The following is a 12,160-nucleotide window of genomic DNA, read 5'->3' on the forward strand; positions in this document are numbered from 1 at the left end:
GCGGCGCCCGGCCGACGGTCAGCGGCGGGCGAGCCACCGGTCGACCGTCTCGTGACCGGAACGGGGCGACGGGCCCGGCAGCAGGGACCGCTCCGCGAGCAGGGCACCGAAGAACGGGGCGCGCGGATCGGTGACCACGCCGCGCAGATCGCCCCGGGCGGCCAGCAGTTTGGCGGTGAGCTCGTCGAGCCGGTACTCCTCGGGCCCGGCGGTCTCCAGGACGCCGAACAGCGGCAGCCCCACCGCGACGTGGGCGAGTTCGGTCGCGACGTCGTCGGTCGACACCGGCCGGGTCGGTACGGGCGCGACGTGCACGCCGTCCGTGTGGGCGGTCGAGCGGGCCAGGGCGTCCACGGACTCGAAGAACGGTGTGGCGCGTACGACGGAGTGGGGCACGGGCGAGCGCCGGGCCCGCTCCTCCTGGACGGCCTTCGCACGGAAGTACCCCCGCTGGACGCGGTCGGCCCCCACGAGGGACAGCGCGACGTAGTGCTCGACGCCCGCGGTGGCGGCCGCCTCCAGCAGGTTGCCCGTCGCCGTGCCGAAGAACTCGACGCTGGGTGCCTCCGCCCGGGACGGCGCCTCGGTGACGTCCACGATCACGTCGGCGCCCCGCAAGGCTTCGGCCAGGCCGCGCCCGGTGACGACGTCGACGCCCGTGCTCCGCGAGACGGGCGTGACCTCGACACCGTGGTCCCGCAGCCGGGCGACGGTCCTGGTTCCGATCCGGCCGGTGGCTCCTGCGACAACGACTCTCATCTGCGTCTCTTCCCGTCGGGGGGTCGACGACCCCGCTGATGCGTATGTGACGGCGCCATCGGCCACTCACATCACTAGGACAGTGTTTGAGCCAATGTTGTGACACCGCCCCACGGAGGTGTCCGGGAAAGGCCCGTCAGTGTCACAGATCCACCGGGCGTCCGGTCAACTCTGCCGAGAGGGCGGACAGATGAGTCCCGCCGCTCCCCGTGGCGACTACGAAAGGTGCACAACAGTGTCGGACGATCACGCAGACCACATGCACACGGCAGGCGACCCGGAGGCGACCGAGAGCTGGATGACGGCGGCGCAGCTGCTGCAGGACGCCGCGCCCCTGACGGTCCCCGAGGGCGCCTCGGCGATGACCATCAAGGTGGAGTGGGAGCCGGGCGACCCGGGCACCCCGCCGCACCGCCACTCCGGGCCCGCCTTCGGATACGTCGTCGAGGGCGCCGTCCGCTTCGAGTTGGAGGGCGAACCCGAGCGGGTGGTGGAGGCCGGCGGGACGTTCTGGGAGCCGGGCGGCGACGCGATCCACTACCAGGACGGCAACGCACTCGCCGACGCGCGCACCCGGTTCGTGGTGACCATGCTGTGCGCCCCCGGCAAGCCCATGCTCGAACTGGTCTCCAAGGAGGAGCTCGAAGAGCGCGCCCACCTCCGCGCCCCGCGCCCCGCCGAGTGAGACCGCAGGAACAGAGAGGGCGTGCGGCGCCATGAGCTCCACCGACGTCGTGCACGCCCTGCTCACCGCACTGTTCACGGGGGCGGCCCTCTACGCGGTGCGCCACGTGATCGCGCGGGGCCGGCCGGCCCCGCGCGATCACGTCGACCACCTCCTGCACGCCGCCATGGCGCTGGCCATGGCGGCGATGCCGTGGGGACCGCCCCTGTCACGGACGCCACAGACCGTCCTGTTCGCCGCGGGCGCCGTGTGGTTCACGCTCACCCCCGCGCGCCGTCCGGGAGAGTCCCGTGCGACCGCCGCGGCCCGGCGACTGCCGTCCGCGCTCGGCATGGCGGCCATGGTCTGGATGCTCCACGCCCCGCACGGCACGCAGCACGCCGCGGCCCTGGCGGCGCCACGGCCCGCGGCGCTGGTCACCCCGGTGCTGGCCCTGTGCCTGCTCGTCTGCGCCCTGCGCGCGCTGACCCGCGACATGCCGTCGCTGCGCGCCACGGCGCGCCCGGCCGCCGTCCTCCCGCTGCCGTACGGCCACTTCTGGGACGGCTCGATGGCCCTCGGCACGGCGGTCATGCTCGTCATGCCGCACCACTGACCGGCATGCCGAGCACGCACATCACGACGAGTGCGACGAGTACACCGAGTGCGCCGAGCACGACCGGCCCGCCGCACGTCACCGCGCCCCGATGACCGCCTTGCTGCGCATCAGGAAGTCCGACAGATAACTGTCGTGGGGCACCCCAGGAGCCATCCAGTACGTCGGGTGGTCGCCGATGTACAGGTTGGCGACGGTGGGTTCCGCCAGCAGCGCGTCCAGCAGGGCCCCGTCGCGCGTCAGCGCCGACAGGACCAGCGAGTCGCGCAGCGGGGCGATGCCGTCCGACCGGCTCCAGGGCGCCACCCACACGCAGGGGAAGGGGAGTTCGGCGCGCAGCTGACCGGCCCGGGCCGAGTCGACCTGGTGCACGGCGGGGCGCAGCACGGCGCTGCCGTCGCCCAGGTCGTCGACGACGCCGTCCCCGCCGAGCCAGGCCCGCGTGCCCGCCGCCACCTTCGTCAGATGGGAGCCGAGCGCGCGGGCCCGCTCCAGCGGAGCCACCGGCAGCACGGCCCGCTCGTCCCGCGGCGGCAGGGACGGCAGGGCCGCCAGACGGTCCGCGACCGCGGCGGCGAGCGGCGCGGGATCCCCTTCGACGAGGATCGCGGTGGCGTTGACGCACGCGGTGCCGCCTTCGTCGGCGACGGAGGCGACGAGCGTGTCCAGGTGCGCGCGCCAGTCGGTGTCCGCGGTGACGAGGATCTTCGAGCGGCCCGGGCCCTGGGGCAGCACCCGGGGGTCGTGGGCGTAGCGGGCGACGACGTCGTCGCCGCCATAGACGACGGACCGGTCCGCGCCGTGCACGAGGGTGTCGGCGGCCCGGTGGTCGGTGGGCAGCAGCACCACCTGGTCCTCGCCCACCCCCGCCTGCCGCAGCGCGCCGACCAGCCGGTGCGGCGTGAACGGCTCACGGCGCGACGGGCGGACGGCGACGCGGTAGCCCAGCGCCAGCGCCTCCAGCCACAACCGGTGCACGCCCGGGTGGTTGCCCGAGGCGTTGACGGCGAACACCTCGCCGCGCCGCGCCCACACCGCCCTCGGCGCCGCGCCCCACAGTCCAGCGGCGGTACCGCGTGGCCGGCCCTGGTCGGCCGAGGTGCGGGCCCGGGCGACGAACCGTGCCGTGTCCCGGGTGGCGGCGCGCACCACGCGCAGCGGAGTCCCGGACGTACGGCTCACCAGATCTTCGTACGCGCCCACCCCGAGTCCGCCGACCGTGCCGGACGCGAACGACTCGGCGGCCGCCGCGAGTCGGCCGTCGATGCGGTCCGGCGAGGGCGGCGCGGCACGGCGCAGCGCCGCCATCGCCCGGTCGACGTACACCGGAGGAACCAGGCTGAGCCGTGCCACCTCGGTGCCGGTCACGTCCGTCACGGGCTCCGGGGCGAGGGTGCGGTACGGGCCGCGGGGGCCGAGCGCGTCCAGGTGCGGGACGGCCGCCGTGTGAGGGGCAGCCATCAGTACACGCCCTCGATCACCGTCGTGCCCGCCACGGTCGCCATCGGCGCGACGTCCGCGACGGCGTCGCCCACCTGTCCGGCGGCCGGGGCGACGCGCAGCGCCGTGTCCCGCTCCGCGTTGTTGGGGATGAACATGGACCTGCTGACGTGGCTGACGACGACCTGACCGCGGGCGCCCGACGGCACGGGCGCGCCGGTGCCGGGATCCACGACGGAGAGGAACACGGACGGGGAGACCGGGTCGAAGACGCAGGGGTCCGACGCACTCGACCCGACGCGTTCGATGAGGCCGGTGAGCATCATGGTGTTGCCGTACATGCCGATGAGCGGCACGTCGGGGAACACCTCGGTGCTCAGCAGGAACCGGGTGTCCGGATCCATGTGCGTGCCGCCCCAGACGATCGCCTCGACCTTGCTGTTGATGACGTCCAGCAGGTCGTCCTCGCGGGCGAGGCGTTCGAGCAGCGGGGTGGTGGCCGCCAGCACGCGGACGTCCTGACTCACCAGGACGCGCCGGCACTGGTCGACGAGGTGGTCCGTGTAGGCCGCGACCTCGTCGGTCCGCCCCGCGGCGGCCAGCTTCCTGACCCAGCGCGGATCCATGTCGACGCCGAGCGCGGGACCGCCGAGCGAGGCCGCCGCCCGGGTCAGCACGTCGCCCACGAGGTGCGGGCCGGTGGGCGCGACGGACAGCCACGGTGCGCCGGCGGGCAGACCGTGGGCGCGCAGCCCGCGCGCCACCTGCTCCGTGCTGTGCCGCATCCAGTCGGCGAGCTGGACGACCCGCTTGGGATCGCCCGTCGTGCCGCCGCTGTCGAAGACGTTCAGGAGCCCGGCCCGGTCACCGTAGCCCCGGGGCACGAGGTCGGCCGCGGGTACGGTCCGCAGCTCGTGCGTGAGGTCGGGGAACAGCGCGAGGTCCGCCACTCCCTTGACGTCCTGGCGGGGGTCGAAACCGAGCCGTGCGGCACGGTCGAGCCAGAACCGGGACCCGGTCGCCGGGTCGAAGTGCCAGGCCACGGCGGCCCGGACGAATGCGTCGGGGTCCGCCCCGGCCGAGGGGCCGGCGTCCAGGACGGTGCCGGGATCGTACGGCATGAACAGTTCCTTTCACGGTGCCGAGGGGAGTCCGGGAGCGGGTGGCGGCGGGGTCAGTCCACGAAGTACGAGTCGTGCTTGTCGAAGAACTTCGCGCGCTCCTCGTCCGTGGCGTCCGCCAGCTGCGACACCTGCTCGAAGTACTCCTCGCGCGGAGCGCCCGGCGTGAAGAGCAGCAGCATCTCGGCGGGTGCGTCGGAGTCGTTGCGGAAGGCGTGCAGACCGCCCTGCGGCACGTGCAGGAAGTCGCCTTTGTGCGCGTCGATCCAGTCGGCGCCGTCGAAGAGCCGCACCGTCCCGTCGAGGATGTAGAAGGACTCCGAGATCGTCTTGTGGAAGTGGGTCCTGGGCCCGCCCGCCTTGGCCCTCATCTCGACGCGGTACAGGCCGAACTCGCCCCTGGTGGTGGTCGTGGTCGCCAGGTAGTGAATGGCGTCCCGGCCGCGCTCGCCCAGCTCGGGCGGGGTGCTCTCCGCTCGGTAGCTCGCGCTGATCTCGCCGTTCTCGCCCCGGTACACCTGCTCCGGATACGACATGGTTCACCATCCCTGTCTCATCGTGTCTCAACTGCTCTTCGGTTCGGCGTTCAGCGGGCGAACAGCTCGAAGGCGGCGGCCGGTTCGCCGCCGAACCGTGTGCTGTGCGCCCGCGTGGTGGTGGTCAGGAACCGGCGGACGTACGCCTCGGGCTCCTCGTCCGTCAGTGCCTCCAGGTACGTGCGATGGGCCAGCAGGGCGTCGACCGCCCGCTCGAAGCCGGGGGCCGCCGGCACGGCGTGGGTGGGGGCGGGGGAGTTGGCGACGGCCACCCAGCGCACCCCGTTCCAGGGTTCGAGGCCCTGCTCGCCGAGTTCCGGGAAGATCCAGCGGTTGCCGGCGTCCGCGGCGGCGTCCAGGACGGCGCGGCCCACGGCGACGTGGTCCGGCGTGTTCCACGCTCCCTGGCCCCAGGTCGCGTGGTGGTTGAGGGTGATCAGCAGTTCGGGGCGGTGGCGGCGGACGGCCGCGGCGATGTCACGGCGCAGCCCGAGGCCATACTCGACCACACCGTCGCGGTGGTCGAGGAACTCCACCGTGGAGACCCCCACCGCCGCGGCACTGGCGAGCTGTTCCTTCTCCCGCAGCGGACCGGCGTCCCGCGGTGCCAGCGTGTCGATGCCGGCTTCGCCGCGGGTGGCGAGGACGTACGTGACGTCGCGGCCGGCCGCCGTCCAGGCGGCGACGGCGGCCGAGCAGCCGTACTCCAGGTCGTCGGGGTGGGCCACCACGGCCAGGGCCCGCTGCCAGTCGTCGGGCAGGGGGAGCAGGGGGAGCAGGGGCGGCGGAGCCGGGTCGGTCGGGGGTCGGGACGCGGGAGACATGGGGCCTCTTTCGTCAGTTCTCGTCAGTTGTCCGCGGCGCGGGGATGCGCGGACCGCGGTGCGAGCGGCGGCTCCGTGAGCCATCCGTGGGTGTGCCAGTGCACCCGGTGCCCGACCGTGCCGACGGGGCCGAGGCGCAGGAGGGCCACGAGGGCCCCGCCGCACAGCAGCGCCGCGCACAGCGGCATCGCCCGGCCGAAGGACACGTCGAAGGCGGCGGCCGAGCGGTACGCGTCCGGGCCCATGCCCACCACCAGCGGCAGTGCCGCCACGGCCACGAGACCGGAGGCCCGCGCCGCCGCGTTGTTGACCCCGCTGGCCACCCCGGCGTTGCGCCCGTCCACGGACGACAGCAGGGTCACGGTCAGCGGAGCGACCATCGTGACCATCCCGGCCCCGATGAACAGCAGCGCGGGCAGCACGCCGGTCGCGTACGAGGTGCCCGGGCCGACCCGCAGCATCAGCAGCATGCCGACGGCGCAGACGAGCGGGCCGACGGTGAGCGGGAGGCGGGGTCCTGTGCGCCGGGCGAGTTCACCCGCGCGGGCCGAGAAGACCACCATGATCGCGGTGTTCGGAAGCATGGCCGCGCCGGCCGCCAGCGCCGAGTAGCCGACGACGATCTGCAACTGGAGAGCGGTCAGGAAGAAGAAGCCGCCCAGTCCCGCGTACACGCACAGCGTGACCAGGTTGACCGAGGTGAACTGGCCGGAGGAGAACAGGGACAGCGGCATCATCGGGTCCTGGCTGCGCCGTTCCGCGACCACGAACGCCGCGCCCGCGAGCACCGCCGCCACGGCCGTGACGGCGACGACGGCGCCGCCCTCGCGGGCCTCGGTCAGCGCGTAGGTCGCCAGACCGAGCGCCAGCGCGCCGAGCACGGCCCCGGGAACGTCGAACGCCGGCCGCCGGTGCGCACCGGCGGACACCTCCGTCCCGGTCTCCTGAGCGATGGCGCCCACGGACTCCGGGACGTGGCGGAGCGCGATCGGCACACAGGCGAGAGCGAGCGGCACGTTCAGCAGAAACGTCCAGCGCCAGCCGGGGCCGTCGACCAGCCAGCCGCCCAGGAACGGGCCGAGCGCCGCACCGATCCCGCCGAACCCCGACCAGAGCCCGACCGCGCGCGGCCGGTCGTCGGGATGGAACGAGGCCTCGATGAGCGCCAGCGAGCCGGGCGTGAGCAGCGCCCCGCCGACGCCCTGCAGCGCGCGGGCCGCGATGAGCGTCCCGGCGTCGGGAGCCAGCCCGCACAGCAGCGAGGCCGCGGCGAACCAGACGACGCCGACCAGGAAGACCCGGCGCCGCCCGAAGCGGTCGCCCAGGGATCCGCCCAGCAGGATGAGACCCGCCAGGGTCAGCATGTACGCGTTGACGGTCCACTGGAGCGTGGCCACGTCGGCGTCGAAGTCGGCGCCCATGCGGGGCAGCGCGACGTTGGTGACGGTCGAGCCCAGGAGCACCATGGCGGAGCCCAGGACGGTGGTCAGCAGGATCCCTCTGCCGCGGGTGCTCGCGACACGGATCAAGGGCTGCTCGTGCAGGGGGGTGTCCATGTCCGGTGGTCCTGACGGGTACGGAGACGTGACGGGTACGGAGACGTGACGGGTACGGAGACGTGACGGGTACGGAGACGTGGTGACACAGGGGTGAGCGCCCGCCTCTCCGTCGCAGGTCGGGGAGGACGGAGAGGCGGGACGGCGCGGGCGTCCGCGCGGGCGGCTCAGCCGAACTGGCCGGGCTGGTAGCCGCCCGCCGGCGTCTGGTTGATGACGTTGACGCGGTTGTAGGCGTTGATGACGGCGATCAGGGAGAGCAGCGCGGCGAGTTGGTCCTCGTCGTAGTGCTTGGCCGCGTCCTCCCAGGCCTCGTCGCTCACCCCGCCCGCGGCGTCCGCGATGCGCGTGCCCTGCTCCGCGAGTTCGAGCGCGGCGCGCTCGGCGTCGGTGAAGACGGTGGCCTCGCGCCAGGTGGCGACCAGCTGGAGCCGCTGGGGGGTCTCGCCCGCGTGGGCGGCGTCCTTGGTGTGCATGTCCGTGCAGAAGCCGCAGCCGTTGATCTGGCTCGCGCGGATCTTCACCAGTTCCTGCGTGGTCTGCGGCAGAGTCGAGTCCGTCAAGACCTTGTTCGCGGAGTTGATGTGCTTCAGAACCCTGGCCCCGAGCGCATTGCCGAAGTAGTCGAGACGCGCATCCATGGTGGTGTTCTCCTCGCCGTAGTGCTGATTCACACCATTGACCGGACTGCCCCCACGAACTGTGACACCTTGGGTCATGTGTCCTGGGTCACACAGACGAGGGTGTCGGGGGTGCCGATGCCGGGGGCCGGTGGAAGACCTGCACCGCGGACACGCTCAGGTGCAGTGACACGTCGGCGCAGACGCCGGGGCCGCCCGTCCGTGAACCGTCCACCGTGAGCCCCCAGTCGGCGAGGCCGAGGGTGGCGGTGGCCTCGAAGCCGACCCAGGTCAGCCCGAGCGAGTCCGTACGGGCACCGCCGGGCGTCACGTCCATCGCGAGGGGACGCTCGACGTTCTTGATCTTCAGGCGTCCGGCCAGACAGCAGCCGCCGCCGTCCAGGAGAGTGACTCCGGTGGAGTGGAACGTCATCGTGGGGAACGCCGGGTAGCCGAGCACGGCCGGGCCGGTGAGGTGCGCGTCCCGCTCCCCGAGGCCCGTGTCCAGGCTCTCGGTCTGCACCGTCAGGAACGCCTCGGAGAGGGCCGGGCGGTGGGCGTCGAGCACCAGCAGGCCCTCGAAACTGCCGAACGCACCGTGCAGTTGGGAGCCCATGACGTGCCGGACGGAGAAGCCCACTCTGCTGTGGACCTGATCGATGACGTAGAAGCCCGTCAGGGCGGAGGTGGTGCGGTTCTGCAGCATGACGATCCGCATTCCTTGTGCTGGAGAGGTCGGACGGGGTGGGGGCGGGGCACGGACGAGGTGGGGTTCACGCTGTGGCGGTGCGGACCGCCGCGGAGGTCCGGGCCCCGGGCCGCTTCCCGTCGCGGCGGGTCTGCGGACGGGTGGGACGGGTGCAGGGGCGTGGGCCGCGGGCCTTGGCACGGGCGAGGACGGTGTCGCGGGTCAGGAGGGTCTCCAGGTCGCCGAGGTCCCCGCCCCGCGCGGCGGTGAGGAACGCGTCCATGAGGCGCTGGTGGTCACCGTGGCGGGCCGGGTCGGGGTCGTCGGACAGCAGGCGCTTGCCGGCCCGGCTGGCGATCTGCCGGGTGTTGATCGTGCTGAGCTGCAGCCTCGCGGCGATCTCGCTGTACGGGAAGTCGAACGCCACGCGCAGGATGTAGACGGCCCGTTCGGTGGGGTTGAGCCGGTCGACGAGGAGGCCAAGGGCCTGGTCGAGCGCTTCCGCCTCCTCCGCCCTGGCGAACGGGTCGGGGCCGCTGTCGCACGTGTCGGCCAGCCACGGACCGGCACTGCTCTCGTAACGCGACCGGGCGGAACCGGCGGCGTTGAGGGACAGGCGGATCGTGATCTGGGCCAAGTAGGCCGGAGGGTCGAGGACTTCGGCCCGGTCGGTGTTCTGCCAGCGCAGCCACGCCTCCTGGACGATGTCCTCGACATCGGCCGGGCGCCTCAGGATGTGGTGCGCGATGCGGAAGAGCCGTGGACGGAAGGCCATGAACGCGGAAACGGCCTCCTCCATCCGCTCGGTGGAAGACCTCTCGGTGGCAGACGTCGGTGTGGAGTTCATATGCATCCCCTGTTCGCAGCCGGTCGCGGCGGGAGTCATCCGCGCTCCCGGACGGCTGCGGGCAGCGGCAGGGGCGGATTCAGGGACAGGCTGGCCCGCGCGCCGAACTCAGGTCATCCGTCATTCGACTGGCCGTCGTCTCCGGAGCGCCGGTCGTCCTCACCTGTCGCGTGGCCGGCCGCCTCAAGGTGGTCGAGGAGGGCGTCGGGAGTGGTGTGCCCGTCGTAGACGCGTGCCCGGTCCCGTTCCTGCGCGGCTTCCTCGTGACGTCCCAACTGGTCCAGGACGTAGGCGAGTCGATTGTGGCCATGGGCCGCACGTACCGGTACGACGTCCGAGGGGGAGCTTTTGAGGGACTCCCGTACGCAACGCTCGGCCTTCTCCCACTGCCTGAGCCTGATCGCGACGTTCCCCTGCACCTCCATGCCCCCCTTCCAGGCGAAGCCACGGATGTGCTCGGGGATGCGCGCGTCGGCCGTGGGGCCGGAGATCAGCCGCATCGTCCGCTCGATCAGGGGGACCGCCGCCTCGACCTTGTCGAAGTGCAGCATGCATCTGACTTCCGTGTTGTAGGCGGACAGGAGGCCATTGGGTTCGTCCGCCTCCGTGAACAGCGCGGTGGCGGCGGCCGCCGCGCTGATCGCCTCCTCGGAGCCCAGGTGCCGAAGGGTCCAGCTGCAATAGAAGTGGGCCCACGCCTGCTGGACGATGTCGCCGCAGTCCTCGGCGATGGCGAGCGCGGTCCGCGCCTGCTGAAGCCCGCTCTCCGGGTCGACTTCGAGAGCCGTGAGGGCCCAGGCGTGGTAGTTGCGATGCGTCGCCTCCATACGGCGGTCGCCCTGCGCGTGGGCGGCTGTGGCAGCGGTGGCGAAGAGCTCCGTCCAGTGGTCCCACAGCATCCAGTTGTCGGAGAACCAGTGCAGCGACTCCGCCGTGTCCACGACCTCCTGGTGCCGCCCCGTGGCGGCCGCCCACCGGTACGCCTCCCACCAGTGGCCCGCCTCCGCGCGCAGCCAGTCGGCGGCGTTCTCCAGGCTGGCGGTCGGGTGGTGGGCCGGAGCGTCCTGGTCGGGGCCGTAGCCGGGCTCGAAGCAGCGGCCGGTGGCCCGTACTTGGGAGAGGAGCCAGCCGTGGGCGCGCTCGTGCAGGACCGTCTCCGCCTCCGGGCCCTCCTCGTCGAGCAGGCGCCGGCGCGCGTACAGGCGCAGCAGGTCGTAGATGCGGTACCGGCCGGGCTGCGACGTGCGCAGCCAGCCCGTCTCGACGAGCTCGTCGAGCAGGTCGGCCGCTTCGTCGTCGGGGACGCCGAGCGTGGCGGCGAGGAGCGCGGAACCCACGTCGTACGGGGCGGTGGTGCCCAGGGCGCGGAGCGCGGCGGCGGCTTCGGGGGTCAGCCGGCGGTAGGACAGGGAGAAGGCGGGGCCGAGGGCCAGGTCGCCGGCGCTCAGCGCAGCGATCCGCCGGTCCTCGTCACGCAGCCGTGCGACGAGCTGGTCGATGCCCCAACTCTCGCGGGTGATCAGCCAGTTCGCGGCGATCCGCAGCGCCAGGGGCAGGTCCGCGCAGAGTCCGGCGACCGCCTCCGTGCTCGCGGCGTCCTTCGTGCGCTGCTCGCCGATCAGGGACGTGAGCAGGGCGAGCGAGTCCGAGCGGTGCAGCGGCCCGAGCGCGGTGCGGGAGGTCTCCAGACCGCTGAGCGGGTGGCGTGCGGTGACGAGGACGCCGGTCCGGCCCGCGTACGGGAGGAGCGGGCGGACCTGGGCCTCGTCCGACGCGTTGTCCAGGACGATCAGGTGCCGGCGCTGCCGGGTCAGGTCGTGGTAGCGGCGCATCCGGGCACCGGTGTCCTCGCGCAGCAGTTCGCCGTCGGGCACTCCCATGCCGCTCAGCAGCGCGAGCAGCACGCTGCTCGGGTTCGGCGGGTTCTCGTCCGTGCCGCCGAGGTCGGCGAAGAGCGTTCCGTCGGGGAACGCGTCCCGCACCTGCTCGGCCATGTGCAGGGCGAGCGTGGTCTTGCCGGCGCCCGGTGGACCGTACAGGGTCACCGCCGGGGGTCCGTCGCGGTCGTCGCGGAGCACGGCGGCCAGCGACCGGACCTCGTCCTCCCGTCCCACGAACACCGGAGGGCGGCGGGGTGGCGGCGCCAGACGGCCGGAGGCGATCGCCGCGCCCGAGACGGCGGCAGGAGCGGAGGCGGGGACGGGGGAGCGTGAGGCCTGGGCAAGTTGGGTCAGGGTGCGCCGCTGGTCGGTGGTCAGGCCCATCGCATCGACCAGGGCTGCCACTGTCCGGCGTCTGGGTGCCAGCGTGTGACCGCGCTCCATGTTTCCGATGGACCGGTCGCTGACACCGGACTTCTCGGAGAGTTCCTCGAGTGTCAGGCCGCACGCCACGCGCGTCTCCCGGAGGGCGGCGGCGAAGGACGACGATGCGCTTCCGGTCATCTCCGCCTCCCCAGCCCCACTTGGCCTCCCCAGCTCCACGGGCAC

The 12,160-nt window shown here is 73.0% G+C and carries 12 protein-coding genes; 2 read left to right on the top strand and 10 right to left on the bottom strand.

The features are described from left to right. Nucleotides 1-18: 18 nt before the first annotated feature. Nucleotides 19-759 (bottom strand): SDR family oxidoreductase, encoded by a 741-nt coding sequence (locus M4J07_RS11275; protein ID WP_255970564.1) that lies wholly within the window; start codon nt 757-759, stop codon nt 19-21. A gap of 259 nt (nt 760-1,018) precedes the next feature. Here M4J07_RS11275 and M4J07_RS11280 point away from each other — a divergent pair, with 259 nt between their 5' ends. Both M4J07_RS11280 and M4J07_RS11285 read left to right on the top strand, forming a co-directional pair. Further along, complete coding sequence (locus M4J07_RS11280) at nt 1,019-1,444, top strand: cupin domain-containing protein (RefSeq protein ID WP_255970566.1); 426 nt, start codon at nt 1,019-1,021, stop codon at nt 1,442-1,444. 31 nt (nt 1,445-1,475) lie between these two features. Further along, a complete protein-coding gene (locus M4J07_RS11285) occupies nt 1,476-2,039 on the top strand; it encodes a DUF5134 domain-containing protein (protein WP_255970568.1) in 564 nt (187 codons plus the stop codon). 78 nt (nt 2,040-2,117) lie between these two features. Here the strand turns inward: M4J07_RS11285 and M4J07_RS11290 are convergent, their stop codons facing one another. The 9 genes from M4J07_RS11290 to M4J07_RS11330 form a co-directional block, all read right to left on the bottom strand. Continuing rightward, nucleotides 2,118-3,500 (bottom strand): aldehyde dehydrogenase family protein, encoded by a 1,383-nt coding sequence (locus M4J07_RS11290; protein WP_255970570.1) that lies wholly within the window; start codon nt 3,498-3,500, stop codon nt 2,118-2,120. Continuing rightward, nucleotides 3,500-4,600 (bottom strand): long-chain fatty acid--CoA ligase, encoded by a 1,101-nt coding sequence (locus M4J07_RS11295; RefSeq protein WP_255970572.1) that lies wholly within the window; start codon nt 4,598-4,600, stop codon nt 3,500-3,502. Before M4J07_RS11295 ends, M4J07_RS11290 begins: the two co-directional genes overlap by 1 nt. Nucleotides 4,601-4,653: 53 nt before the next feature. Continuing rightward, nucleotides 4,654-5,136 carry a cupin domain-containing protein gene (locus tag M4J07_RS11300; protein ID WP_255970574.1) on the bottom strand — a complete coding sequence of 161 codons (483 nt, stop codon included), beginning with the start codon at nt 5,134-5,136 and terminating at the stop codon, nt 4,654-4,656. 50 nt (nt 5,137-5,186) lie between these two features. After that, nucleotides 5,187-5,960 carry a PIG-L deacetylase family protein gene (locus tag M4J07_RS11305; RefSeq protein ID WP_255970576.1) on the bottom strand — a complete coding sequence of 258 codons (774 nt, stop codon included), beginning with the start codon at nt 5,958-5,960 and terminating at the stop codon, nt 5,187-5,189. A gap of 23 nt (nt 5,961-5,983) precedes the next feature. Next, nucleotides 5,984-7,516 (bottom strand): MFS transporter, encoded by a 1,533-nt coding sequence (locus tag M4J07_RS11310; RefSeq protein ID WP_255970578.1) that lies wholly within the window; start codon nt 7,514-7,516, stop codon nt 5,984-5,986. A 167-nt stretch (nt 7,517-7,683) separates the two neighbouring features. After that, nucleotides 7,684-8,157 carry a carboxymuconolactone decarboxylase family protein gene (locus M4J07_RS11315; RefSeq protein WP_255970610.1) on the bottom strand — a complete coding sequence of 158 codons (474 nt, stop codon included), beginning with the start codon at nt 8,155-8,157 and terminating at the stop codon, nt 7,684-7,686. Nucleotides 8,158-8,245: 88 nt separating this feature from the next. Further along, the gene (locus tag M4J07_RS11320; RefSeq protein ID WP_255970580.1) at nt 8,246-8,842 is read right to left on the bottom strand and encodes a YceI family protein; all 597 of its coding nucleotides are present in this window, start codon (nt 8,840-8,842) and stop codon (nt 8,246-8,248) included. Nucleotides 8,843-8,909: 67 nt separating this feature from the next. Then, nucleotides 8,910-9,671 (bottom strand): sigma-70 family RNA polymerase sigma factor, encoded by a 762-nt coding sequence (locus M4J07_RS11325; protein ID WP_255970582.1) that lies wholly within the window; start codon nt 9,669-9,671, stop codon nt 8,910-8,912. A 113-nt stretch (nt 9,672-9,784) separates the two neighbouring features. Next, nucleotides 9,785-12,115: an AAA family ATPase gene (locus tag M4J07_RS11330; protein WP_255970584.1), complete on the bottom strand. Its 2,331-nt coding sequence runs from the start codon at nt 12,113-12,115 to the stop codon at nt 9,785-9,787. Nucleotides 12,116-12,160: the final 45 nt, after the last annotated feature.

The sequence above is a fragment of the Streptomyces longispororuber genome (assembly GCF_024448165.1).
In the GTDB taxonomy this organism is placed as follows: Bacteria; Actinomycetota; Actinomycetes; order Streptomycetales; family Streptomycetaceae; genus Streptomyces; species Streptomyces longispororuber_A.